We start from the raw sequence: 23,766 nt of genomic DNA, 5'->3' as shown, positions 1-23,766 counted from the left end.
ATCGTCATCGGCCTGATCCTCATCCTCGCCGTGGCCTTCGACCGCTGGCTGAAATCGCGGGTGAGGCGGTGATGGTGGAGGAGCGGTAGCTATCCAGGTCGGCAGGACAGAGGGGGGTGTTCAAGCGCAGCGTAGAGGGATAGGCAAGTTTCGCGCGAAGGGAATAGAAGTAGTGAACCACTATCCCGTACCTCCCAGTAACCGCGGCAATGCGCGCAAAATGCGCAAGTCGATGACTGATGCCGAGCTGAAGCTCTGGAACGAGGTCCGGGCCCATCGTCTCATGGGACTGCCATTTCGCCGCCAGATGCCCATCGCCGGCTTTATCGTCGATTTTGCCTGTCCGGACAAAAAGCTCATTGTCGAGTTGGACGGCTCTCAGCATGCCGAGGCCGAAGCTTCGGCATCGGATGCTGCAAGAAGCTCGCGCCTTGAAGCGCTCGGCTGGACTATCCTGCGCTTCTGGAACGACGACGTCATTCGCGATATCGATAATGTCTGTCAGCACATCGTAATCGTGGCCGGCGCGGATGTGCGCTGAACTCGGCCGTGCAGGGTCGGTGGGACAGCACCTCTCTGTCCTGCCGAACATCTCCGCTCAAAGGGCAGGTTTCTGAGGCGAGGTGCCAATGACCCAGATAAGGACCATGACCGAACAGGACGTGCCGGCGGTGTCTCGGCTACTTGGAGAGTCCTGGCGATACACCTATTCGCCGATCCTGGGTGCCGAGACTACGGCACGGCTGTCGGATGAGAAGCACGCGCCGGAGCGGCTGGCGGCCGAGCTCAGGGACGACAGCAAGATGTCCTTCGTCACCGAGCGGGCTGACGGCTCGCTCGCCGGCTACGCGATGGCGGCGATGGACGACAAGGGCGAGGTCATGCTCGAGCGGCTCCATATCGACAAAAGCGACTACGGCACCGGCTTTGCCGCCGACCTGCTGCACGCCGTTCTTGCCGCGCATGCGGGTATTCCCAGCATCGCACTGGAAGTGATCGAGGGCAACGACCGCGCAATCGCCTTCTATCGCAAGCACGGCTTCGAGGTCGTCGAGCGCCGGCCGGCTGCACACGGGGTGGGCGGCCACGCCTCGCTGATCATGCGCCGGCTGCTGCCACGGGCTTAAAGCGCTGTCGGTGAAGCTGCCAATCTCCCCACTAGAGCAGGCATTCGCGCATCCGCGCCGCAATCATTGGCGCTCCTCCTTGCCGGCCCCCACGCGTTGAGCCGCCAGAAACATCAGCGTGTAGGCCGCCTTGCGGCGATCCCAGCCGGCCGACTCAGCCATATCCAGCAACCCGTCGACCAAAGGCGCCAGCGCCGCCCTGCAATCGGTTTCATAGTTGAAATCGTTCTTCGGGCGGGTCGGCGCGGCGATCTTTCCAAGACTGTCCGTCATATCCATGGCAACACCTGCTCAGCATCAGTTCCCGGACCGGCAAGACCGTGCCCGCCTTTGGCGGACACGGTCCATCTGCCGTTTCGAAATCGCGCTTTGGAAGCCTGACCTTAGAAGTCCATGCCGCCACCGCCGGGCATCGGAGGCATGGGCGTTTCCTTCTTCGGCTTCTCGGCCACCATCGCCTCGGTCGTCACCAGCAGCCCGGCAACAGAGGCCGCACCCTGCAGCGCAGTGCGCACGACCTTAGCCGGATCGATGACGCCCTGCCCGTACAGGTCGCCGAACTCGTTGGTCTGGGCGTTCCAGCCATAGCCGAAGTCGGTCGTCTCGCGCAGCTTGCCGACGATGATCGAACCTTCCGCACCGGCGTTCTCGGCGATCTGGCGCACCGGCGCTTCGATGGCGCGACGCACGATGTCGACACCGGTCTTCTGATCGGGATTGTCGACGACGACGTTATCGAGCGCCTTCGCCGCCCTCAGCAGCGCCACGCCGCCGCCGGGCAGGATACCCTCCTCGACCGCCGCGCGTGTGGCGTGCATGGCGTCGTCGACGCGATCCTTGCGCTCCCTGACCTCGATCTCGGTCGAGCCGCCGACGCGGATGACTGCGACGCCGCCAGCGAGCTTGGCCAACCGCTCCTGCAGCTTCTCGCGGTCGTAGTCGGAGGTGGTTTCCTCGACCTGAGCCTTGATCTGGCTGATGCGCGCCTGGATTTCATCCTTGCGGCCGGCACCGTCGACGATGGTGGTATTCTCCTTCTCGATCAGCACCTTCTTGGCGCGGCCGAGCATCTCCAGTGTGACGTTCTCGAGCTTGATACCGAGGTCTTCCGAGATCGCCCTGCCGCCGGTCAGGATGGCGATGTCTTCGAGCATGGCCTTGCGGCGATCACCGAAGCCCGGCGCCTTGACGGCCGCAACCTTCAGGCCGCCGCGCAGCTTGTTGACGACCAGCGTCGCCAGCGCCTCGCCTTCGACGTCCTCGGCGATGATCAACAGCGGCTTGCCCGATTGCACGGCGGCTTCGAGCACAGGAAGCATGGCCTGCAGGTTGGACAGCTTCTTCTCGTGGATCAGCACATAAGGTTCTTCGAGTTCGACGCGCATCTTATCCTGGTTGGTGATGAAATAGGGCGAGAGGTAGCCACGGTCGAACTGCATGCCTTCGACCACTTCCAACTCAGTCTCAGCGGTCTTGGCTTCCTCGACAGTGATGACACCCTCATTGCCAACCCTTTCCATCGCCTCTGCGAGGAAGCGGCCGATCTCGGCATCGCCATTGGCAGAGATGGCGCCGACCTGAGCGATTTCGTCGTTCCTGGTCACCTTGCGGGCATTGGATTTCAGGTCGGCGACGACGGCGTCGACCGCCTTGTCGATGCCGCGCTTCAAATCCATCGGGTTCATGCCGGCAGCGACCGCCTTGGCCCCTTCCCTGACAATGGCCTGAGCAAGAATCGTCGCGGTCGTGGTGCCATCGCCTGCGGTGTCGCTGGTCTTCGAGGCGACCTCGCGCACCATCTGCGCGCCCATATTCTCGAACTTGTCCTCCAGCTCGATTTCTTTGGCGACAGTCACGCCGTCCTTGGTGATGCGCGGGGCGCCGAACGACCTATCGAAGACGACATTGCGGCCCTTGGGACCGAGCGTTACCTTCACCGCATTGGCGAGAATATCGACGCCGCGCAGCATTTTCTCGCGGGCTTCGGTATGAAATTTCACATCTTTGGCAGCCATTGGATCACTCCTTCGAATAGGCAGCTTTTCGTTGACTGGAATGCTTGTTGAGGCCCCGCTCAGGCGGCCCTCTTCATCTCGCCGGCGCCCTCGATAACGCCCAGCACGTCGCTCTCTTTCATGATGAGCAGATCCTCGCCATTGAGCTTGATCTCGGTGCCGGACCATTTGCCGAACAGGATGCGGTCGCCGACCTTGACGTCGAGCGGCTGCAACTGGCCGCTGTCGTCGCGCGCGCCCGGACCGGCGGCAATGACCTCGCCCTCCTGCGGCTTCTCCTTGGCGGTGTCGGGGATGATGATGCCGCCGGCGGTCTTCTCTTCGACCTCGATACGGCGGACCAGGATGCGGTCGTGCAATGGACGGAACGTCATGTCGTTCTCCTCTCGGGACAAACAGATTTTCGAAGATCCTCCTGACCGGACCGGCAATAATCGGCCCGGCACGGGGTGCACGACCCTTCGTCAGGCATCGCGCGCATACGAACTAGTCGCGCTTTTTTCAGCTTTCAAGAGGATCCCGCAAAAATTTTAGCACTCGACACCTGAGAGTGCCAATACCCTGTAATCGTTCGCACATTAGTCGCCTCAGGTAAAATGCGCCTGAAATTTGGCAGGATTTTTCAAAATCCCGTCCGCCGGGAGCCGCTCGCGGCGGCTGGAACCTATGTGGAAGGCGAGGCGTTTTGCAGGCCGAGATTTCAACAGACCGAGATTTCAACGGAAAGGACGATCGCATGACCAGCAGGGACTTTCAGCTCCAGATGCAAGGGTTTGGCCTCACCACGGCGGAGATCCACTACCGCCTGCCCGATCATCGCAGCCTGCTGCAGCTCTACATCTGGCAGGAGTACGATATTGCCCCCGATTTCCCGACGCTGAAGCATTTCCTCGATTTCTGGGAGCGCGAGATCGAAGGCCCGCTGCATTCGGTGCGCGTCGCCCATCATCACCTGATCCAGCCCTCCGAATGGCGGGCCGTAAACGGCATTATCACCGTCCACTGAGGAGCAAGCCGATCAGCCGCTAGACAGCTGACAAAGTCTCCGAGGTGGGGGAAAGGCAGCTGCCTCTCCCCACTTGTCTTGGATCTCACATTATCGGCGGGGGGGCCGGGCTAGCCGGCGTGGTCGACAGGCTTGCGGGCCGATGCGAGCAATCCGGCCTTGCGCGCCGCCCTGACGAAGGCCTTGCGCGCATCACGCGCGGTACGCCAACCGTCGAGCGCGTCGCGGCAGGTCCGATAGGCGGCGCGCCAACTCCGGCCGCGTGCACGGTCCGCCCACTGCTGGCGCATGCATTCGATGGCTTCCCAACTGCTGGCGACCTTGCGCTCGCTGGATTGGAATTTCAACGTGATCGGCTCGGCAAAGCGGACGTCGTCCATCACTTCCTCCTTGTTTTCTGATCGTCTTCTTGTTTGAGCAAGCAACGTTATGCTGGCAGGCACCGACGGCCGGCCGGCGCCGCCGAAGGTGGTCTTCTCTTTGCGCGGTTCAAGAGCATCGCGGCAACAGCCGGTTATTCCTCCTCGTCCGGCCCTTGCAGCAGTTCGATCAGCATCGCTACTCTTGCCGTCGGCAGCGGTCGGCCCTCGTTCACCAGCGCCTCGTCGGCGGCGATCCAGGCCAGGGCCTCACGCAATTCCTGGACCGTCCCGTCCGTCGCCGCAATGTCGGCGATAACGGCGTCGTCGACCGGGCCCAGCACAGAAATGATCTCGTCGCGTGTCATGGTCAGCTCCATCTGCGAGTGCCGGGAATGGGCCCGGCAACACAAGAATCTGGGTCTTGACCTGCGGCAGACAATAACCGGCCGGGGAAGTCAGCGTTGGCGATTGAAGCCAAACAGGCAATCTCCTGCCGGACATCTCGCCGCAAGCGGGGAAATTGGCAGCCTCGCCGAACCGACCGAAAAACCGGCAACGCGAAAGCCACCGGGTCTTGACTTGCGGCGGACAGTAACCAGATCGAAGGCACCGGTCGCCGAAATGGGGCCGGCGAAACCAGGGAGCGCCAGCTCTTTGGCGCTCCTCGTATCTATGTTGCTCGATGGAGGATGTAGCTATGAGAACCGCATTCGATTTTTCCCCGCTCTATCGGTCGAGCATCGGCTTCGACCGCGTTTTCAACCTGCTGGAAAATGCTCCGCAGGCTTTCGACGCCTGGCCGCCCTATGACATCGCGCGCAGGGGCGAGAACAACTACCGCGTCACCATCGCCGTCGCTGGCTTTTCCGAGGACGACCTCGAGATAACCCACGAGCCGAACCTCCTGATCGTCTCGGGCCGGTACAAGGATCCGGACAACGCGGAATATCTGCATCGTGGCCTCGCCGCGCGGCCCTTCACCCGCCGTTTCGAGCTTGCCGATCACGTCAAGGTCGCAGGCGCCTCGCTCGACAACGGCCTGCTCAGCATCGATCTGGTACGTGAGGTGCCCGAGGAGATGAAGCCTCGGCACATCGCCATCGGGACCGATGTCGCCTCGCCGAAGACCGGGCCGAAGGTCACGCAGGTCGAAGCAAACAAGCAGGCTGCCTGAACGCACCAGTCGAGAAAGGAGACTATGCAATGGCTATTCGTGATCTCATTCCCTGGGGCCGGGAGAACAATCAGGCCCCCAGCCTGTTCCGCCACGGCGATCGCGATCCCTTCCTGACGCTGCATCGCGAAATGAACCGCCTGTTCGACGAGGCGTTCCGCGACCTCGACACGCGGCTGCCGTCGCTCGGTAGCTTCTCCGCTGCCCGCACCAGCTGGCCGAGTGTCGAAATCTCCGATGGCGAAAAGGAGATCCGCGTCACCGCTGAGATTCCCGGCATGGACGAGAAGGACGTCGAGCTACTGCTCGACGATGGCGTGCTGACGCTGCGCGGCGAGAAGCGCGAAGAGACCGAGGACAAGGACAGGCAGTTCTCCGAACGCTTCTATGGCCGTTTCGAGCGGCGGATCCCGCTCGGCTACGAAGTCGACGAAGACAAGGTGAACGCGGCGTTCCGGAACGGCGTGCTCAGCGTGCCGCTGCCGAAGACGGAGCGCGCCAAGGCCAAGGCCAAGCCTATAGCCATCAACGACGGCAACGGCAAGTCCTGATGGCTCGCAGCAGGACGACGCCCCTTCTGCCCTGCCGGTTCCGGCGGGCAGAGGGGGGCAAATGTCGATGACCCGTTCTCCCGACACTCCGGTTCCGCCTGACCAGGCGCAGCACGCCCTGCAGTGCCTGACGACCGAGCATTTCGTGCTGCAAAACGCTCGCGCCGCGACCATTCAGGAAGCGAACCAGCGAGCCGATCTGTTCCTGACCTCGGTCTCGAGCGCAACGATTGCCTTGTCCTTCGTCGCGCAGGTCACGGAGATGGGCAGGCCGTTCGTGTTGTTCAGCCTTATCTTGCTGCCTTGCCTTTTCTTCATCGGCCTGGTCACCTTCGTGCGCGCTGTGCAGGTTGCCATCGAGGACATGGTGCATGCCCGCGGCATGGCCAGGATCCGCCACTATTTCGTCGAACTGGCGCCCGTCCTGCAAAGATACCTTGTCAATTCCACGCATGACGACCCCTCGGCGGTGCTGGTCGACAAAGGTCTCAGGCCCTCGCCGCTGCAATATTTCATGACCACCGCGGGGATGGTGGGCACGATCAACGGCGCCATCGCCGGCGTCTTCGCCGGCATCGTTGTTAAGTCCGCTTTCGGCGGAGGCATGTCGCCCGGCGTGATTTGCGGGCTGGCGGCCTTCGCGACATGCATTCTCATCCTGCGGCGCTATCATAGTCGCGCCTGGGCGGCGGCCGAAGAAAGCTTGCCCGCACGGTTCCCAGGCGACAATGGCGACAGCGAAAGCTAGCGCCGACGCAACCGGATGTCGAAAAGTGGCAGGGCGCCGCCCTTGCGTCTTGCGCGCCAATTGACCATCCTCGCCAACATCACTTTGCACCGCGGCCGCGGGGTTCGCATATGCCGACGCTTTATGCGCTGAAACCGGCCTTCCAGGCCAGGCTGCGGCCGCTTGCCGACGGCCTGGCCAGGGCGGGCATCACCGCCAACCAGATCACGCTGCTGGCCTCGGCCCTCTCGCTCGCCACCGGCCTTGTGGTGGCAGCCCTTGCCGGCCACCGCGTGGTCATTCTGCTGATGCCGCTCGTGCTGTTTATGCGAATGGCGCTGAATGCGATCGACGGTATGCTCGCAAGGGAACATGGCCAGGCCTCGAAGCTCGGCATGTATCTCAACGAGCTCTGCGATGTTGTCTCCGATCTCGCTTTGATCCTGGCCTTTGCCGTCATTTTTCCTGCCTGGGGCGTCGTTGCATTTGCTATCGCGGCGATGATCACGGAGTTCGCCGGCGTGCTCGGCATCGCCGCAGGAACCGGGCGCAACTATGCCGGCCCGTTCGGCAAAAGCGACCGGGCGCTGGCGCTTGGCATCCTCGCCGTGCTTATCGCGTCCGGCCTGTGGGTCCCGGCGCTCACGCCGCTCGTGTTTCCGGCCATGGCTACACTCTCGCTGGCGACCGCCATCAACCGGATACGCAGCGGCCTTAACGGGAGCGGCAGCTGAATTCCGGTCTCGCCAGGGAGAACAACATGCTTCACCAAGAGACGGTTGCCGCCGTGGCTCCAGCCAACATCGAGCGGGTGGCGCAGGAGCGCAGCTTCAAGAGCCATGACGGCACTGAGATCTTCTATCGCTATTGGCCGGCACTGTCGGAAAACCGCAAGGGCGCCATCCTGCTGTTCCACCGCGGCCACGAGCATGGCGGCCGCATGGCGCATCTGGTCGACGAGCTCCAGATGCCCGACCACGCCTTCTATGCCTGGGATGCGCGCGGCAATGGCCGCTCCGCCGGCGAGCGCGGCTATGCGCCGTCGTTTGCCGCGCTGGTGCGCGACATCGATTGTTTCGTGCGCGAGATCGGCAGCGACGGCTTTGCCCGGCGCGACATCGCGCTGATCGCGCAATCCTTCGGCGCCGTGCTTGCCGCCGCCTGGGTGCATGACTATGCGCCCGACATTCGCGCCCTGGTGCTGGCCTCGCCGGCCTTCTCGGTCAAGCTCTACGTGCCCTTCGCCAAGCAAGGCATTGCGTTGTGGCAGAAGCTGAAGGGCCGCTTCTTCGTCAATTCCTACGTCAAGGCGAAATTCCTGACGCATGACCCCGAGCGTATCGCCTCCTTCGACGCCGACTCGCTGATCACCCGGCCGATCGCCTCCAACATCCTGGTCGAGCTCTACGACCATGCCGCGCGCATGGTCGCCGACGCCCGCGCCATCACCGTGCCGACACAGCTTCTGATCTCCGGCAGCGACTGGGTGGTGCGGCATGGACCGCAGCACGAGTTTTTCGTCAATCTGGCGAGCCCGGCCAAGGAGCGGCATGTGTTGCCCGGCTTCTTCCACGACACGCTTGGCGAGCGCGACCGCCACAAGGCACTCGACCTGATCACGCCTTTCCTTGAAAAGCAATTCGCGGCGCCGGAAAAGCCGGTCGACCTGACCGAGGCCGACCGCGCCGGCTACACACGCGACGAGGCCGACCGGCTGGCCTCGCCGCTGCCGCTGCTGTCGCTAAGGGGCCTCTACTGGGCGATGAGCCGCGCCTCGATCCGCATGGGCGCCTGGCTGTCGTCGGGCATGAAGACGGGGATTGCCACCGGCTTCGATTCCGGCTCGACGCTCGACTATGTCTACGAGAACGAGGCGCGCGGCATCAGCCCCATCGGCCGCATGATCGACCGCACCTTTCTAGATGCCATCGGCTGGCGCGGCATCCGCCAGCGCAAGCTGCATCTGGAAGAGCTGATCGGCAGCGCCGCCGAGACGCTGAAGGCCGCCGACCGGCCGGTCCATATCGTCGATATCGCCGCTGGCCATGGCCGCTACGTGCTCGATGCCGTGCAGAAATGCGCCGAGCCGCCGGCAAGCGTACGGCTGCAGGATTTCTCCGAGCTCAACGTCTCGCTCGGCCGCAAGCTGATCGCCGAGCGCAGGCTGCCGGCGACTATCTCGTTCCATCAAGGTGACGCATTCGACGCCACCACGCTGACCGGGCTCGACCCGGCGCCGGATCTCGCCGTCGTCTCGGGGCTCTACGAATTGTTTTCCGACAATGCCATGATTGCCCGCTCGCTCGGTGGACTGGCCGGCGCCATGCAGCCCGGAAGCCTGCTCGTCTACACCAATCAGCCTTGGCATCCGCAGCTCGAGATGATCGCGCGCAGCCTGACCTCGCACCGCGGCGGCCAGGCCTGGGTGATGCGCCGCCGCACGCAGGCCGAGATGGACCAGTTGGTGGCGGCCGCCGGCTTCGAGAAGCTCGACCAGCGCATCGACCAGTGGGGCATCTTCACCGTTTCGGTCGCGCGGCGCGTCTGAGCATGAACTTGCCTGCCTCTGCCTTTCCTCACGATGCCCCTGCCCTTCCGGCCTTGCCGCGCGAGCCATATCCCGGGATAGTCCTGCGCGCCGCCCTGTGGCTTGCATTTCTGGCGCCGTTCTTCTACGCCACCTACGGCTTCGCCAATTGGCTGGCGTCGCGGCGCGACGACGTCGGCAGCATCGTCTTCGGCTGGGAGCATGGCGTCCCGTTCCTTGCCTGGACGATCGTGCCCTACTGGTCGATCAACCTGTTCTATGGCTTGTCGCTGCTGTTGAACAATTCGAAGAGCGGCGTCGACCGCCTTGCCGGCCGCTATCTGACGGCGCAGCTCGTCGCCGTCGCCTGCTTCATCCTGTTCCCGCTGACGGCGACCTTCGCGCGCCCGCAGACGAGCGGCCTGCCCGGTTTCATGTTCGCCGTACTCGGCGGCTTCGACAAACCCTTCAACCAGGCGCCGTCGCTGCATATCGCGCTGCTGGTCATCATCTGGGACCATTGGCGTCACAGATTGACCGGCATTGCCGGCGTCGCCTGGCATTTCTGGTGTTTCCTGATCGGCGCCTCGGTGCTGACGACGTGGCAGCACCATTTCATCGACATTCCGACTGGCGCGCTGCTCGGCCTTTTCGCGCTGTGGCTGTTTCCGCGCGACGGCGAGCTGCCGTTCGCCGGCTTCCGCCTGAGCGCTGACCCGAAGGCGCGGCGGCTGGCGCTGTTCTATTCGCTCGGCGCAACCCTTGCGCTGGCCGGCGCGGCTGCCGGCGCGTTGGTCTCGGCGCTGTGGCTCATCCTGTTGTGGCCGGCACTGGCGCTGGCCATAGTCGCTTTCGCCTATGCCGGCGCCGGCGCCAAACTGTTCCAGAAAACAGCCGATGGCCGCGTGTCGCTGGCCAGCCGTCTTCTGCTTTGGCCCTACCGCCTTGGCGCCAAGGCCAATGTGTGGGCGTGGACGCGAAAGTTTCCGGCGCAGATCGTCATCGCCGACGGTGTTTTCCTTGGCCGTTTTCCGACCGCCGCCGAGGCCGACCCCTTCGGCACGGTGGTCGACCTTGCCGGCGAATTGGAAAGACCGCGCGGCGCCTCCGGCCGCTGGGTGAGCGTGGCCATGGTCGATCTATTGCCGCCATCGCCGGAGGCGCGTGCGCAAGCGGTGGCGACGATCGAGGCGGCGCAGAGCCAGGGCACGGTGCTGGTCTGCTGTGCGCTCGGCTTCCAACGCAGCGCCGCCGTCGTCGGCGAATGGCTGGTCGCCAGCGGCCGGGCCGCCACGCCGGATCAGGCGCGAGGCAAGCTCGCCGCCGCGGGCCGGCCGGTGCATCTTGGCGTGGACGCGGCGAACATGACCGCCTATCGTGACAGGGCCGAAGCGTTCGCCGCCGGGCTGATGGTGCAGGTGGCATGGCCGCTGCTGTTGATTGCTGCTGCCTTGCTGGCGGCGCCGGTCATCGGCCTGGCGGCTGCGCCGCAAACATCGTCGCTATCCGCGGCGGCCTGGCTGATCGCCGCCGCGGGTGCCATAGCCACAATTATTCTCTCGGCCCTGCTTTTATTCGACGCGCTGCTGTTCCGGCTGATGGCCAGCCACGCCAGCGAGGCAGGCGGCGGTGCGGCGATCGACGACGTGCTGGCGCGCATGCGGCTGAAACCCACGGCGGCCGGCGGCCGCTCGCTCGACCAGCGGATGGCCGGCACGCGCCGTCTGCTCGCCAAGCAGCGTATCGCCTTCAGCCTGTTCGCGGCGGCCTCGGTCGTCGCGGCATTCTTTTGAGCCCGTCCATGACAAAGCTTCGCGTCAGCACCTATACCCTGCTGCAGACGGTGACCTCGGTCGGCCTGTCGGCACTGGCCTGGGTGGTCACCGGCGTGCGGCCGATCTGGAACGGCAGCCAGCCATCGGACCGGCAGCGTATCTACTTCGCCAACCATGCCAGCCACGGCGATTTCATCCTGCTGTCGGCCTGCCTCAGCGAGAAGGAACGCGCCCGTACCCATGCGGTGGCGGCCGCCGATTATTGGGGCAAGACGCGGCTGCGCCGTTTCATCGCCGAGGACATGCTGTCTTCCGTGCTGATCCACCGGCAATGGACGGATGAAACGCAGCACCCGATCTCGATCATGCTGTCGGTGCTCGACCAAGGCCATTCGCTGATCCTGTTTCCCGAAGGCACGCGCAACATGACCGACGAACCGCTGCTGCCGTTCCGCTCAGGCCTCTACAATCTGTCGATGGCGCGGCCCGATGTCGAGCTTATCCCGTGCTGGATCGAGAACATGTCGCGGGTGCTGCCCAAGGGGCAATTCGTGCCGGTGCCGCTGCTTTGCCGCGTCGTCTTCGGCGCGCCGATCGCCATTCAACCGGGTGAGGAACGCCGCGCCTTTCTCGACCGCGCCCGCGAAACGCTGCTGGCGCTGAACCCCCGGCCGCAGCGAGACGATTGAGGACCAAGGCAAAATGCTGCCGATGATGCACGAAACCCTCATTCTGATTGTCGGCCTCCTGGCGGTGCTGATCAGCGCCAGCGTCGTCGCCGGCGTCTTGTCATGGCGCGCGCCAAAGCCGTTGTCGCCGACGCTGGTCAACCTCACCCAGCGCATCAATGCCTGGTGGGTGATGGTGGTGGCGATCACCGTCGCCTTCTTCTTCGGCCGCCCCGGCATGACCATTCTGTTCGCGCTGATTTCGTTCGCCGCGCTGCGCGAATTCGTGACGCTGACACACAGCCGCCGCAGCGACCACTGGGTGCTGCTCGGCATGTTCGGCATCGTTATCCCGTTCCAGTACTGGCTGGTGTGGACCGCCTGGTACGGGCTCTTCACCATCTTCATCCCGGTCTACTGCTTCCTGCTGATGCCGGCGATCACCGCGCTGCACGGCGACACCGAGCGCTTTCTCGAGCGCGTCTCGGCGCAGCAATGGGCGGTCATGATTTCGGTCTACTGCGTCAGCCACGTGCCGGCGCTGCTGACGCTCGAGGTGCCAGGCTTCGAAGGCCGCAACCTGTTGCTGATCGCTTTCCTGATCATCACCGTGCAAGGCAGCGACGTGCTGCAATATATCTTCGGCAAGCTGTTCGGCCGGCATCTCCTGGCGCCGACGGTCTCGCCGTCGAAGACCTGGGAGGGGCTGGTCGGCGGGCTGGCAGCATCGAGCCTGCTCGGCGCGCTGCTGTCGTTCCTGACGCCGTTTTCGCCGCTGCAGGCAGCCGGCGTCGCCTTCATCGCCTGTCTGATGGGCTTCCTTGGTGGGCTGGTCGCCTCCGCCATCAAGCGCGATCAAGGCGTCAAGGACTGGGGCCATCTGATCGAAGGCCATGGCGGCATGATGGACCGTGCCGACAGCCTGGTCTTCGCCGCCCCGGTCTTCTTCCATACGGTGCGTTATTTCTGGACTGTGTGAAGACTGGCGCCGTTCGTCGCGGTAGCATCCGAACGGTTCAGCGCGACGCTTGCGAAGACACCTGATCCGTTTCGTTATTGCCGTTTTCGCGAAAGCGGTAATAACCCGACCTGCCGCGGTCTTCGCCGCGCTCATTTTGCCGCGGCGAGCGACTCTTTCTTGCGCGCCGGCGCCAGGCGGCGCACGCGGCGTTTGGCGGTGGTCTTCAGCGCCACCGGCGGAGCGCTGGACAACGCACCGAGCACCGCACCGACCATGCCGTGTGCGACGAAATCGGCGTTGATCTCATTGGCCAATCTGGCGTCTGCCTCCTGGTTGTCGCTGTCGGCTTCCGACCACAATACGATGCCCACCCGCAACCTTGGTTTGGCGCGTTTCAGCCGACGGACCAGGAACCGGCCGTGCTTGACGGAATCCCGGTTTAAAAATCCGACGACGACGGTATCGACAGCGTCGAGCTCAAGACGGCGAATGCTCCCCGGTTCCATATCGGCGAAGCTCGCTCTCAACACCGTGGCGCCCTGGATTTCGAGCACCTGCGCCAGCATGGCGGCAGCGGCATCGTCGAGTTCGCCGCGCCCTCCGCCGCACAGCACCGACATGCCCGTGCCATCCGGCAGTTCAGTTTCGTCCTCGCCCTGAACCTCCCCCTGAACCTGCTTGTCCTCGCGTGAGCCGTTGTCCTCGGCCGCGGCCGTATCGTCCTCTTCCGCCTCCTCCTGCGCGCTGTCGTCGAGGTTCGCCACCATCGTCAGCGCGCTGCCCGCGACCTGCTGTCTTTGCTCATCGCTCAACACACCACGCACCCGGTCCTGCTCGCCGAGCAGAAGTGCGGGAATCGCGACCTCGTCATAGAACTCGACCAGATATTTTTCCTCCAGCATCTCCTCGGCATGGTCCGTCGCTTCCTCGGGATCGCCGGCCAGCAGCCGCTGGTAAAGCCGGGCGTGCGGTTCGAGCACGGGTTCGTTGCCGAACAGAACGTCGAGGAATTCGAACTGCGGCACATGGCGGCCGAGCACGACGAGGCAGACCGTGAGCGGCGTCGACAGAACCAGGCCCAATGGCCCCCAGAGCCAGGTCCAGAAGATCGCCGCAACGATGATAGCCAATGGCGACAGCCCGGTGCGCGAGCCGTAGAGCCAGGGTTCGATCACGTTGCCGGTGATCAGTTCCACCACGACGAAAAGCCCGGCGGTCCATAGCACGAGCGACCAGCCGGGCGCCACGGCAAGCGCCAGGAACAGAGGCAACAGCGTCGCTATGACCGGGCCGATATAGGGGACGAAGCGCAGCGCCAGCGCCAGCAAGCCCCACAGCAATGGATTGGGTATGCCCAGCAGCCAAAGTCCGATTGCAATCGGGACGGCATAGACGATGTTCACGACCAATTGCATCAGCAGATACCGGCCGACGCGCTTGCCGGCATCCTGCAACGCCTCGGTGGTTCGATGCAGATCGCCGTAGCCGACGAGGCGTATGAAGCGATCGCGCAGATCCTCCCGCTCGAGCAGCATGAATATGACGACCACAACGATCAGTCCGGCCGATGCCAGCGGGCTCAGCAGCGGGCCGATCAGATTCTGGAGAACCTCGAGCGGTCGTTCGCGCGCGACGATTTCGACCGGGATCGGCTCCCGCGGAGGCTGATCGGCGGCGGGTTGTGCGGGCTCCGGTCTGTCGAGCTCCTGGCCGACGCGTTCGATCACCCGGCTCAATCTGGAAACGATGCCTCCGCCGACGCCGGTTTCCTTGAGCGACCGGACCTTGGTCAGGATATTCGCCTGGTAAAGCGGGATGTTCTGCGCCAGTTCACTGACCTGCGTGGCGACGATGAAGGAGAACAGAGCCAGCACCGTGAATGCGCCGAGCACGCTGGCGATTACGGCAGGAAGACGCGGAATGCCGGCTCGCTTGAGTGCCGATACCATGGGCACGAGCGCAAAGGTAAGCAGCAGCGCGATTGCGATCGGCAGAAAGACCTCGCGCCCGAAATAGAGCGCCGCGACGGCCGTCACGACCGACGCTACGCTGGGCAAGGATGTGCGCGGAAGCGCCCTGGCCGCGGAAACAATGCCCGCCCGCCGGGGCTCCGACAGGTGCGCGCCGTTTCGACGATTTGCCGCCACTTGATACCTCCACCCCGCCACCGCCATGATCGGGCATATTGAGCCGGCGTGCAACTTCGTAGCGTCTCACCCAGCTGGACGCCGATTGCGCTCGTCTGCAGCGCCGCAAATTCAGTCGTGGTAGAATTTTCTGCATTAATGGCGTCACGGGCAATCCTGTTCCATGCCTGCGCCAGAACGTGGAACTTTCGGGTCAAAACGCCGTTCCTTCGTAGATCGCTGATGGACAACCTCAAAGCAGCAGCTCTGGAGGAATGATCATGAACATCAAGATGCTTTGCATGGGCGCGATGGCGCTTTCGATGATGACCGGCGCAGCGCTTGCCGCCGGTGCCACTGGCACTTCGGCGCTCGACGATCCGCAGAAAATGACGCCCTTCTTCACCGACGCCGGCATGAAGAGCATGAAGTCGGAAGCCGAATTCAAGGCGGCATGGATGGCCATGTCCACGAGCGACCGGGCCATGATGTTGAAGGAATGCAGCGACGCAGGCATTGCCAAGATGCATGCCGACTTCTGCAAGATGGCCAACCAGCTCGGTGGCGCCAACAAGTGACCGCCGGCTTCTTGCCGATTGCAATAACGGACCAAGCGAAAGGGCGGGCAGCTCCGCCATTGTGCGACCTTCCTGTCCACACCGGCGGGCGCTCAGCTATTTGAACTCGTGCCGGAATATCTGCGTAATGAAGGCCACGGCTTTTGTTCGATTGCCGTGGCGCCATCGCATGGATGACGGCCTGGTCGGAGCGCATGTCGCGGAGCGGCAATGCCACTATGGGCCCAGGGGGGGTCCCGTCTGCTCGCAACCCGGGTTTTCCGATCGGCCGTCCGCATGGCATTGACAGCCGGCACGCTTGACCCAGTGGGCTTGACCCCCAGCACGCTTGACCTCGCCGCCAACTGTGGAATAGGCCGGGTAATGACCCAACCACCTCCGCACCGGAGCCCCACGAAAGACCCGACATGACTGACGCGATCGTAAGAGACAGCAATGGCACGGCGCTGCACGAGGGCGATTCCGTGACCCTGATCAAGGATCTCAAGGTCAAAGGCACCTCGGAGACGATCAAGCGCGGCACGCTGGTGAAGAATATTCGCCTCACCGGCAATCCCGGCGAGATCGAATGCAGCACCAGGCAGGTGAAGGGCCTGGTGCTGAAGACCGAGTTTTTGAAAAAGGCGTGATCGCCTCGGCACCTTCGCTTCCATATCAATCGCCCTCATGACTGAATCGCTCATGTGAGTGAATCGCCCGCGCGAGGAGCTGGAGGAGCTGCGCCCTCCCCCTATGTTGCACTGCGTTAGATTTGTTGCATTGCAATATCGGCGCATCGGGTCGAGCCTCTGCGAGGTGGGCATTCCTTGCATGAGGTGATTGTGTCGGCATCATTTCGGCCTGACATCGAAGGGCTGCGCGCACTGGCGGTGGCCGGTGTCATCGCCTTCCATTTTGGTCTCTCCGGCCTGCCCGGCGGCTTTGCCGGCGTCGACATCTTCTTCGTCATCTCGGGCTATCTGATCACCCGCCACCTGGTTACGGAAATCACCGAGACCGGGCGGCTGAACCTCTGGCGCTTCTATGCCCGGCGCGCCCGGCGCCTGTTGCCGGCGGCACTGTTCGTCATCCTCGCCACGCTGCTTGCGGGTTATTTCATCCTGTCGCCGGAGGAACAGGCGCTTTATTCGAAAGGCGCTATGTTCGCCTCCGCCTACATGATCAACCTTTGGCTGATCCGGTGGTCGTTCGACTATTTCGCCGCCGACGCCACCAACAACCCTTTCATCCACTTCTGGTCGCTCTCGGTCGAAGAACAGTTCTATTTGGCATGGCCGGCGCTGCTGCTTGCCGCCGCATTGCTGCGCCCCGGCAACCGCACCGCTATCGTCGTCATCGGCGTCGCCGGTGCGGCCTCCTTCGCCGCCTGCGCCTGGCTGACGGAAGTGTCGCAGCCCTGGGCCTTCTATTTCTCGCCGCTCAGGGCCTGGGAATTCGCCGCCGGCGGCCTCGCGACCATGGCACCGGCAAAGATCTGGCGCGACCGGCCGCTGCTGGCCACCCTCCAGGCATGTCTCGGGCTAGCGCTGATCGCGTGGGCCTATCTGATGCTGGACGAAGACTCGCCTTTTCCCGGGGTGAATGCGCTGGCGCCTGTCGCCGGCACCGTGCTGCTGCTGCTCAGCGGCAGCGGCGGCCGCAACCTGCCGAGCGCCGCGCTGGCGCTGCCGCCCTTGCAATGGTTGGGCCGGCTCTCCTATTCGCTCTATCTCTGGCACTGGCCGGTCATCGTCTATGCGGCAATGGTGGTTCCCAACCTGTCCATCCTGGACCGCTTTGCCTGCGCGGCGCTGACGCTGGTTCTGTCGATGTTCACCTATCATTTCATCGAGAACCCGATCCGCCGCAACGGCTGGCTGATGGCCGGAGCAGCGCGGGCGCTGGTGCCCGCCGTCGCGCTGACCGGCGCCGGCGTGGTCGCGGCCTACGGCAATGCGCGCTTTGCCGAGCACAATCTCAGCCCCGAACAGCACGTCATCGCCGACAGCGCTGCCCAGCTCTCCACCGTGCGCGCGACCAATGGCGGCTGCGTGCTCGATTTCGAGACCGTCAAGCCGAAGCCCTGCATGTTCGGCCGCAAGGATGCCCAGCGCTCGGTCGTGCTGTTCGGCGACTCGCATGCCGACCATTGGTCGACGCCGCTGATCAAGGCGGCCGAGAAGAACAACTTTCGCGTCGTCACCTTTCTCAAATCCTCCTGCCGGGCTTCGCGGGTGACGACCTGGAACTGGCGGCTGAAGCGCGACTACACCGAATGCGACCAGTGGCGCGAGCAGTCGGTCAAGGACATCATCGCGCTCCATCCGCAACTGGTGGTGATTTCGGAATTCTCGATCGGCAATGTGATGAAGGAATCGCCCGAGGAGTTGAAGCACGCCGATTGGCAAGCGCAGTGGCGAACGGGCCTCACCTGGACGCTTCAAGCCTTCAGCCAGGCCGGCATCAAGGTCGCGGTCATCAGGGACGTTCCCTACAATGCAAGCTACGCCGACAAATGCGTGGCGCGGGCGCTGTGGCGGGGCCAGACGCCCGCGACATGCGACACGCCGAGGATCATGGCGGCAAACGACGACATCGCCACCATAGAGCGCGACATCGTACGCTCGACACCGAACGCTGCTTACATCGACATGACCGACCGCTTTTGCGACCAGACCACGTGCCATGTCTTCATCGACGGCAAACTAGCCTTCCGCGACCGCCACCACCTGGCGACGCCCTTCGCCGAAACGCTGGAACCGGCGGTGGAACGGGCGCTGTTTTCGGATGTGATGGCGGCGGCTGTAAAGTAACAGTGCCGGATCTTGTCGGATCACGACCCAGCCCCCTCGGCAAGCAACCATACGGGCGTCAGCTGAGGATGAGACCCGCCAGGAAAACCGTAAGGATAAGCGACAGCGGAACTGCAAGAAGGCAGCACAGCTCGAAAGTATTGGCTCGCCAAGAAGTCATTGGTCGCTTTTCCATGTTGGCCTCCTCCCTCAACGGCCAGACCGAGACGGCAGTTCCGCTTAAACGGTGCTCATCCCCACCACTCAATATGCAATTGGCGCAGCTCGTTCCGCTTCCTGGTCATCCATCGTGCACGCGCCAGATGTGTCGCCCACGCCCGGAAAGCCCTCTCCGGCTCCTGCTCCGGATCAATGTGCAGAACGATGCGGGCGACCTCGCGCCAATCGGTCCCTTCCGCCGAAGCGTCGAGCAGCCGGACATAAGTAAGCATGCGATCTTCGTCATAACCGGTCAGCACCGAAGACGTCGGCGCTGCGTTCGCGATATGAAGGTTTGGCGGCTTTTGCATTGCGACCTACCAGCACTGGCGCATCGTAGCAGCCTATGAAGAAGCCCGCGCCCTTTGATCGGAGGATGCGGATTGAGATTCGGCTCGACAGTCGACAAATGCGGGCCTCGGGCGGGGGTTCCCCGCCCAGCTGGTCTCACGCCTCACCCATCGCGATCGGGTGGACGCAATCTATGTATTTTACTATGTATTTCAGTGGAACCTAATTTAGTCGACGCAATTGTGCGTGCGTGAGAAAGCGTGAAATCCAGACCGTCACTGAAGGCCGGCTATCGCGGGATCAGTTGGCCGATGACCCAGTGATTGCAGTCGATTTGACTGAACGGATATTACAGGCGGCCGAAAACGACAGGATTGTCTGCCTCGTCGTGGCAACGGAGCAGCTGGAAACCGACCGCATCGAGAAAGCGGAGCCTAAGGAGACCAGGATTGCCGCAAGCTTCGTCCGGGACTTTGAGGTGATGCTGCTTGTTCTTTATGCGGCCTACGCCCTCGCTGTGCTGGGTGCGACCGCTTTCATTTTGCTGGAACTGGGCCATATTCTGTAGGTCGGCAAGGTGACGGGACTGGCACCGCCCGATTGTCGCTGTTTGACGGGATACATAGGGCGCGGACCACAATCCGCTCGAGGCTTGGAAAGCAGCCAGCCACGTTGCGTCGGCGGCCCCACCCTGGCGTACAGCAAGAGGCGTTTTCGCCCCCGCTGGCGCTAATTTGGGCTCTCGCTTCGTGGCATCTTGCCAATCTATGGAACGAGGCTGCCCCTCAAGGGTTTTTCTATTAGAGGGACGTTAAAGAAGGAGGTAGCTATGAAGAAGCTCCTGCTTGCCTCGGTGATCGCCATCGCCTCGGCGGCTTCCGTGATTGGCCCGGCGAATGCTGGCGGCAGCGTCACGATCGGCATCGGCAACGGCTATGACGACGACTATTATTATCGCCACCATCGGTATTCCGATTACGACGATGAGTACGTCCCCCGTTACCGCTATGATGTCTACGACGAGGACTACAGGCCGCGCTACCGGTACCGGTACCACCGGCGCTGCCACACCGAAGTCATCAGGCACTGGCGTCATCACCACCGGATCATCGAAAGAATCCGTGTCTGCCGTCGTTGACGGATCGATCCGGCCGGTAGTGCCGGCCGGATCGGCGGGGCTTCTCACCTCGGCTTGCGCATCAGCATCATGCCGTAATGCACGGCCAATATGTCGAGCCCGATCTTGAGCAGTTTCACCACCACGTCGCGCGGCTCGCCGGCTTGGTCGGCCAGGCTTTTCACCGTTGCGTCGGCACAGCAGACCTTTTGCACGACGCCGGCGATCTCCCAATGGGCAAGCGCCCTGGTGGCCTCGGCATGGTCGCGGCCAGCGGACAGAATGTGTTCGGCGACGCCGCTGCCGGTGCGGCCGCCGTCGACGCGCTCGGCCCAGGCCATCGGCTTGGCGCTTGCCTCGGACGAGTCGCGAAAATCCTGGCGGTAGCGCATGCCTGCCTCGCGCTGCTGGCGCGACAACGAGGTGAGGCCGCTCAGCGGGTCGACGTTGCGCACCCGCACGATGCCGCCGGTCGCTGTGTGGCCATCATTGGAAACCTCGTAGAGGCGCGCGCCCTCCTGCGTCCCCTTGGCCAGCCGCTTGCGGCCGAACTGGTCGTCCTTCAGCGCGAAATCATGACCGATCTCCTTGCGGATGCGCACCTGCTCGGCCTCGCCTTTCGGCAATCTCGGTGGCCTGGCTTTGGCCTTTTGGGCGGTTTTGTTGCTCATCGGATCAGTCCTCCTGGGTTTTGGTCGTCGGGCTCTGGCGAACTTCCAGCCTCATGGAAGCGGGCTCAAATTGCTTCGGCCGGCAGCGTGCGCAGGAAGCGCGCCGCGTGATAGGCGCAGTAGCTTTTCGATGGCTTGGTGCGCAGTCCGCAGCACAGCATGTCCAAACCGGGCCGGCTGCCGGGGGCGTCGTTTTCCGCATCCTCCTGCAGCGTCGTGTCGAGCGGCGCGCGGCAGCGCTCGAACAGGCAATCGATGAAGCGCATGGCGGCGAAATGCGGCTGGCGGCCGCCGGCAGCGATCGGGCGCGGCGCCGGCATTTCAAGCGGCGCGCCATCGGTCCCGGTGATCCGAGCCGGACCCGGCTGCCAGGCCGGCGGCGCCAGCCTGGCCGACAGCCTGGCGGGGCGGCAGCGTGGCTCGGCCTTCGGAGCCGCCTCCGCTTGACCTGCGGCATTTGATGGCTCAGGCGCCGAATTTCCGAGCCGTCCGCCCGACCGTCCGCCACACCGGCCCTTGGATCTGGCAAGGCCGATGGTGCGCAAACGGGCGGTGCGGTGGACGATGCCGATGATGGCCGCGCGTGAGAGCGGGCTACCACGCTGCGCACCGAGCCTGGTGGCGATCTTCGCGGCCGACAGTCCGCTCATCAGCTAGTTCTCGATTTGTTCCAGTTCCGAGGCGGAATAGCGGGCGGCCATGATGTTTTTTCCCTGCAAAGATGGTTGTGTGCGGCGCCGGCTTCGCCGGCCTCAGGCCCGAAAGCCGGTCAGCCTTCGCGTTGTCTGCTGCGATCGAGCTTCATCTCGGCCGCCTGCCTTGTTGCGCCGGACACTGCCTTGCCCGTCCGCTTGTCGAAGGCGATGACCGTGCCGTCTTCGGTGCGGATGCAGGAAACCGTGGCATCCGCATTGCCGGCCGGCAGGGAATTCGTGGCCGGAGCCGTGAGGGGAACGGCTCCGGCCGTTCCGGCCGCTTGCGCTGCCGGATCCGAGGCGCGAGCCTCGGGCATCGTCCCGGCCGGGGAGGAGGACAGCCGCGACGAAGGGGAAAGGGTTGGCACATGCATGGCCTTGGCGATCGTTTGCGGTACCGCCTCCAGGCCAGCGCTGCCGGCGCGCTGAACGGCGGATTCAAGGACCGAAAGCTGGTGAAGCGACTTGTGCATGCCCATATAAGAGCATAACTCAAATCATAATGCAAGCGATTCTTGCATAGACGAAACCGAATCTTATGCCTCAGATGGAGCCATGGCGAAAACTGCACTGTCGATCAAGGTCGGAGCGGCGATCCGCCGGGCGCGCAAGCAGCGCGGCCTGGTGATGCGCCACATTGCCGAGCACAACGACACCGACGTCGCTGCCGTCGGCAACTGGGAGACCGGGCGCAACCTGCCCAAGACCGAGAACCTTTTGAAGACCGCCGCTTTCCTGCGCGTCGACCCGGTGGCGCTCGGCAAGGGCGAGGTCGTTTTCCTCGAAGATGCCGGACCGGTCGCCGATGCCGAGATCGTCACCGATCCCGGCCCCCTGCCCGCCGGGCCGATGGACATCCAGCTTCTCGGCACCGCCGTCGGCGGCGACGATGGCGACTTCACCTTCAATGGCCAGCCGGCCGGCTATGTCCAGCGGCCGCCGGGGATCCGGCATCTGCGCAATGTGTTTGCGCTGCACGTGCTGAGCGATTCGATGGTGCCGCGCTACGAGCCCGGCGAGATGATCTATTGCGGCGGCCGCGAAGCGCTGCCCGGCGACCATGTGGTGATCGAGACGCTGCCCGAGGAGAACGAGCAAAACGGCAAGGCCTTCATCAAGAAGCTGGTCAAGCGCACCGCTGCCGAGTTGATCGTCGAACAGTACAACCCGCCGAAGACGCTGACCTTCAACCGCTACGCCATCAAGAACGTCTTCCGCGTCATCCCGCTCAAGGAATTGCTGGGGTATTGAGGAGGCGCTTGTTGCCTTCTCCCGAGAAAAGCAGGGCAATCGCAAGTAGGCAAGCGCCCCCCTCACCCGGAATGCCAACCGAATTGCGAAGGGCAATTCGGGCAATCCGACCTCTCCCCGAGGGGAGAGGAGGTCGCCAGCGTTGATGCCAGGCTCTTCTCCCAGCGGGGAGAAGGTGGCCGCCCGCGGGTCTTGCCTCCGGCAAGCCCGAGGCCAGGCTCCGCGGCCGGATGAGGGGGACCCCATATGCGATAGCCCGCCCTGAGGAGGGACCGGCGCCCTCCCCTCAAGCCCGCCTCGACTGCTCCAGCTCTCGACCGTTGAGCAGGCGCGCCTCGGCGCGGGTCCGTTGCCGGTCGTCGATGAAGGCGGCCTGGATCGAGACCGCGGCGCCCGGCAGGCCGTCGGCCCGGCAGGCCTTGCAGATCAGGCGCCCCGAAAGTGCGGCCAGCGGTGTCTCCGGCATCACCCCATGCCGCTTGAGCTCGGCCGGCTTCCACCACCTGTTGCGTCCGCAGTCGATGCACTCGACGGCAATCGAGACAACATCGGCGATCGTCGCTTCCTTGCCTGCCAATGCCATGGCCATCCCCATCGTTGTTCCTGCTTTGTTCGCATCATTATCGGTTTTCCAAGCGGAGTCGAGTCGGTTCCGCTTACACCAACATGAAAGTTTCGCTTGTTCGATTATTTGAGTTATGCTTATACCTGGTGCGGACTGGAATCGGCGCGAGCAACAGAACCGCAGCCGGCCGGCAGCAAGGGAATGACGATGGACCCAGCCCAGTTCGCCCATGCCTGCGGCTATAGCGGCGACAGCCCGGCTATGCTTGCCGCTTTCGCGGCCATCCGCCAGCACGGCATCCGCAAGGCACGCCAGGGTCATCGCCAGCGCAAGGCGGCGATTGATCAGATGAAGCCGAGCCGCGCTCTGTTCCTGGCGGCGATCCGCCCGGCACAGTCAGCCGAGGAAGCACTCGATGACGCCGCCCGCTTCCTGTCGATGTTCCGCAACATGCCGCGCTGGCGGCAGGAAAGGCGCGCCGCCGACCTCGCCCGCGCCAGGCAACAACGCCTCTTCGCCCGCTTCTTCCGCCGCTACGGCCATCGTCTCTGGGCGCTCGAGGCCGCCTGAAGACGCGCGCCTCCCTTGC

General features: G+C 63.8%; 28 protein-coding genes and 1 pseudogene. 18 read left to right on the top strand and 11 right to left on the bottom strand.

Annotation, left to right across the window (positions count from 1 at the left end):
* Positions 1 to 172: 172 nt before the first annotated feature.
* Both NKH23_RS12765 and NKH23_RS12760 read left to right on the top strand, forming a co-directional pair.
* Positions 173 to 541 (top strand): endonuclease domain-containing protein, encoded by a 369-nt coding sequence (locus NKH23_RS12765; RefSeq protein WP_352721187.1) that lies wholly within the window; start codon positions 173 to 175, stop codon positions 539 to 541.
* A gap of 88 nt (positions 542 to 629) precedes the next feature.
* Positions 630 to 1,127: a GNAT family N-acetyltransferase gene (locus NKH23_RS12760; RefSeq protein WP_352721186.1), complete on the top strand. Its 498-nt coding sequence runs from the start codon at positions 630 to 632 to the stop codon at positions 1,125 to 1,127.
* Positions 1,128 to 1,190: 63 nt separating this feature from the next.
* On the opposite strand, the gene NKH23_RS12755 is transcribed toward NKH23_RS12760, so the two are convergent.
* The 3 genes from NKH23_RS12755 to NKH23_RS12745 form a co-directional block, all read right to left on the bottom strand.
* Positions 1,191 to 1,406: a hypothetical protein gene (locus NKH23_RS12755; RefSeq protein WP_352915695.1), complete on the bottom strand. Its 216-nt coding sequence runs from the start codon at positions 1,404 to 1,406 to the stop codon at positions 1,191 to 1,193.
* 104 nt (positions 1,407 to 1,510) lie between these two features.
* On the bottom strand, positions 1,511 to 3,142 hold the full coding sequence (gene groL, locus NKH23_RS12750; RefSeq protein WP_352915693.1) for a chaperonin GroEL: 1,632 nt from the start codon (positions 3,140 to 3,142) through the stop codon (positions 1,511 to 1,513).
* Positions 3,143 to 3,201: 59 nt separating this feature from the next.
* On the bottom strand, positions 3,202 to 3,516 hold the full coding sequence (locus tag NKH23_RS12745; protein WP_352721181.1) for a co-chaperone GroES: 315 nt from the start codon (positions 3,514 to 3,516) through the stop codon (positions 3,202 to 3,204).
* 362 nt (positions 3,517 to 3,878) lie between these two features.
* Here NKH23_RS12745 and NKH23_RS12740 point away from each other — a divergent pair, with 362 nt between their 5' ends.
* A complete protein-coding gene (locus NKH23_RS12740; protein ID WP_023718102.1) occupies positions 3,879 to 4,148 on the top strand; it encodes an usg protein in 270 nt (89 codons plus the stop codon).
* A gap of 110 nt (positions 4,149 to 4,258) precedes the next feature.
* On the opposite strand, the gene NKH23_RS12735 is transcribed toward NKH23_RS12740, so the two are convergent.
* Together NKH23_RS12735 and NKH23_RS12730 are read right to left on the bottom strand one after the other, a co-directional pair.
* Complete coding sequence (locus NKH23_RS12735) at positions 4,259 to 4,528, bottom strand: DUF982 domain-containing protein (protein WP_352721179.1); 270 nt, start codon at positions 4,526 to 4,528, stop codon at positions 4,259 to 4,261.
* Positions 4,529 to 4,662: 134 nt separating this feature from the next.
* Positions 4,663 to 4,875: a hypothetical protein gene (locus NKH23_RS12730; RefSeq protein ID WP_292664633.1), complete on the bottom strand. Its 213-nt coding sequence runs from the start codon at positions 4,873 to 4,875 to the stop codon at positions 4,663 to 4,665.
* 332 nt (positions 4,876 to 5,207) lie between these two features.
* Between NKH23_RS12730 and NKH23_RS12725 the strand changes: the two genes are divergently transcribed.
* The 8 genes and pseudogenes from NKH23_RS12725 (at position 5,208) to NKH23_RS12690 (ending at position 12,911) form a co-directional block, all read left to right on the top strand.
* Entirely contained in the window at positions 5,208 to 5,684 is a 477-nt protein-coding gene (locus tag NKH23_RS12725) for an Hsp20 family protein (protein ID WP_352915691.1), read from the top strand.
* A gap of 29 nt (positions 5,685 to 5,713) precedes the next feature.
* Positions 5,714 to 6,235 (top strand): Hsp20/alpha crystallin family protein, encoded by a 522-nt coding sequence (locus NKH23_RS12720; RefSeq protein ID WP_353034724.1) that lies wholly within the window; start codon positions 5,714 to 5,716, stop codon positions 6,233 to 6,235.
* A gap of 67 nt (positions 6,236 to 6,302) precedes the next feature.
* A complete protein-coding gene (locus NKH23_RS12715; RefSeq protein WP_352915686.1) occupies positions 6,303 to 6,983 on the top strand; it encodes a hypothetical protein in 681 nt (226 codons plus the stop codon).
* A gap of 110 nt (positions 6,984 to 7,093) precedes the next feature.
* Complete coding sequence (locus NKH23_RS12710) at positions 7,094 to 7,696, top strand: CDP-alcohol phosphatidyltransferase family protein (RefSeq protein WP_352915684.1); 603 nt, start codon at positions 7,094 to 7,096, stop codon at positions 7,694 to 7,696.
* Between the two features lie 26 nt (positions 7,697 to 7,722).
* A complete protein-coding gene (locus tag NKH23_RS12705) occupies positions 7,723 to 9,510 on the top strand; it encodes a bifunctional alpha/beta hydrolase/class I SAM-dependent methyltransferase (protein ID WP_352915682.1) in 1,788 nt (595 codons plus the stop codon).
* Positions 9,511 to 9,512: 2 nt separating this feature from the next.
* A pseudogene (locus NKH23_RS12700) lies at positions 9,513 to 10,844 on the top strand (phosphatase PAP2/dual specificity phosphatase family protein); the annotation flags it as partial.
* Between the two features lie 446 nt (positions 10,845 to 11,290).
* The gene (locus tag NKH23_RS12695) at positions 11,291 to 11,953 is read left to right on the top strand and encodes a lysophospholipid acyltransferase family protein (RefSeq protein ID WP_292664595.1); all 663 of its coding nucleotides are present in this window, start codon (positions 11,291 to 11,293) and stop codon (positions 11,951 to 11,953) included.
* A 22-nt stretch (positions 11,954 to 11,975) separates the two neighbouring features.
* Entirely contained in the window at positions 11,976 to 12,911 is a 936-nt protein-coding gene (locus NKH23_RS12690; protein ID WP_023675663.1) for a phosphatidate cytidylyltransferase, read from the top strand.
* A 131-nt stretch (positions 12,912 to 13,042) separates the two neighbouring features.
* Here NKH23_RS12690 and NKH23_RS12685 read toward each other — a convergent pair whose 3' ends face one another.
* The gene (locus NKH23_RS12685) at positions 13,043 to 15,040 is read right to left on the bottom strand and encodes an AI-2E family transporter (RefSeq protein ID WP_352979392.1); all 1,998 of its coding nucleotides are present in this window, start codon (positions 15,038 to 15,040) and stop codon (positions 13,043 to 13,045) included.
* 260 nt (positions 15,041 to 15,300) lie between these two features.
* On the opposite strand from NKH23_RS12685, the gene NKH23_RS12680 reads away from it, so the two are divergent.
* The 3 genes from NKH23_RS12680 to NKH23_RS12670 all read left to right on the top strand — a co-directional run bounded on the left by NKH23_RS12680 (position 15,301) and on the right by NKH23_RS12670 (position 18,389).
* Positions 15,301 to 15,597 (top strand): hypothetical protein, encoded by a 297-nt coding sequence (locus tag NKH23_RS12680; protein ID WP_352915676.1) that lies wholly within the window; start codon positions 15,301 to 15,303, stop codon positions 15,595 to 15,597.
* A gap of 407 nt (positions 15,598 to 16,004) precedes the next feature.
* Positions 16,005 to 16,226 carry an alkylphosphonate utilization protein gene (locus tag NKH23_RS12675; RefSeq protein ID WP_352481647.1) on the top strand — a complete coding sequence of 74 codons (222 nt, stop codon included), beginning with the start codon at positions 16,005 to 16,007 and terminating at the stop codon, positions 16,224 to 16,226.
* A 192-nt stretch (positions 16,227 to 16,418) separates the two neighbouring features.
* Positions 16,419 to 18,389 carry an acyltransferase family protein gene (locus tag NKH23_RS12670; RefSeq protein ID WP_352915673.1) on the top strand — a complete coding sequence of 657 codons (1,971 nt, stop codon included), beginning with the start codon at positions 16,419 to 16,421 and terminating at the stop codon, positions 18,387 to 18,389.
* 230 nt (positions 18,390 to 18,619) lie between these two features.
* Here NKH23_RS12670 and NKH23_RS12665 read toward each other — a convergent pair whose 3' ends face one another.
* Positions 18,620 to 18,898, bottom strand: a complete 279-nt coding sequence (locus tag NKH23_RS12665) for a DUF2285 domain-containing protein (RefSeq protein WP_352915671.1) — start codon at positions 18,896 to 18,898, stop codon at positions 18,620 to 18,622.
* Positions 18,899 to 19,128: 230 nt separating this feature from the next.
* On the opposite strand from NKH23_RS12665, the gene NKH23_RS12660 reads away from it, so the two are divergent.
* Both NKH23_RS12660 and NKH23_RS12655 read left to right on the top strand, forming a co-directional pair.
* Entirely contained in the window at positions 19,129 to 19,446 is a 318-nt protein-coding gene (locus NKH23_RS12660) for a hypothetical protein (RefSeq protein WP_352915668.1), read from the top strand.
* Positions 19,447 to 19,707: 261 nt separating this feature from the next.
* Positions 19,708 to 20,016 carry a hypothetical protein gene (locus tag NKH23_RS12655; RefSeq protein ID WP_352979394.1) on the top strand — a complete coding sequence of 103 codons (309 nt, stop codon included), beginning with the start codon at positions 19,708 to 19,710 and terminating at the stop codon, positions 20,014 to 20,016.
* 44 nt (positions 20,017 to 20,060) lie between these two features.
* Here the strand turns inward: NKH23_RS12655 and NKH23_RS12650 are convergent, their stop codons facing one another.
* The 3 genes from NKH23_RS12650 to NKH23_RS12640 form a co-directional block, all read right to left on the bottom strand.
* On the bottom strand, positions 20,061 to 20,666 hold the full coding sequence (locus tag NKH23_RS12650; protein ID WP_352721161.1) for a DUF6456 domain-containing protein: 606 nt from the start codon (positions 20,664 to 20,666) through the stop codon (positions 20,061 to 20,063).
* A gap of 65 nt (positions 20,667 to 20,731) precedes the next feature.
* On the bottom strand, positions 20,732 to 21,316 hold the full coding sequence (locus NKH23_RS12645; RefSeq protein WP_353034722.1) for a GcrA cell cycle regulator: 585 nt from the start codon (positions 21,314 to 21,316) through the stop codon (positions 20,732 to 20,734).
* Between the two features lie 119 nt (positions 21,317 to 21,435).
* On the bottom strand, positions 21,436 to 21,834 hold the full coding sequence (locus NKH23_RS12640; protein WP_353034720.1) for a hypothetical protein: 399 nt from the start codon (positions 21,832 to 21,834) through the stop codon (positions 21,436 to 21,438).
* An 82-nt stretch (positions 21,835 to 21,916) separates the two neighbouring features.
* Between NKH23_RS12640 and NKH23_RS12635 the strand changes: the two genes are divergently transcribed.
* The gene (locus tag NKH23_RS12635) at positions 21,917 to 22,612 is read left to right on the top strand and encodes an XRE family transcriptional regulator (protein WP_352915658.1); all 696 of its coding nucleotides are present in this window, start codon (positions 21,917 to 21,919) and stop codon (positions 22,610 to 22,612) included.
* 286 nt (positions 22,613 to 22,898) lie between these two features.
* On the opposite strand, the gene NKH23_RS12630 is transcribed toward NKH23_RS12635, so the two are convergent.
* Positions 22,899 to 23,195 (bottom strand): hypothetical protein, encoded by a 297-nt coding sequence (locus tag NKH23_RS12630; RefSeq protein ID WP_292663304.1) that lies wholly within the window; start codon positions 23,193 to 23,195, stop codon positions 22,899 to 22,901.
* 183 nt (positions 23,196 to 23,378) lie between these two features.
* Between NKH23_RS12630 and NKH23_RS12625 the strand changes: the two genes are divergently transcribed.
* On the top strand, positions 23,379 to 23,747 hold the full coding sequence (locus tag NKH23_RS12625; RefSeq protein WP_352915655.1) for a hypothetical protein: 369 nt from the start codon (positions 23,379 to 23,381) through the stop codon (positions 23,745 to 23,747).
* The last annotated feature ends 19 nt before the right edge of the window (positions 23,748 to 23,766 follow it).

The organism is Mesorhizobium sp. M1328, assembly GCF_040318075.1.
Taxonomy (GTDB): domain Bacteria; phylum Pseudomonadota; class Alphaproteobacteria; order Rhizobiales; family Rhizobiaceae; genus Mesorhizobium.
Note: the sequence above shows the minus strand (reverse complement) of the source record. Positions and strands in the feature narration are given on the sequence as shown.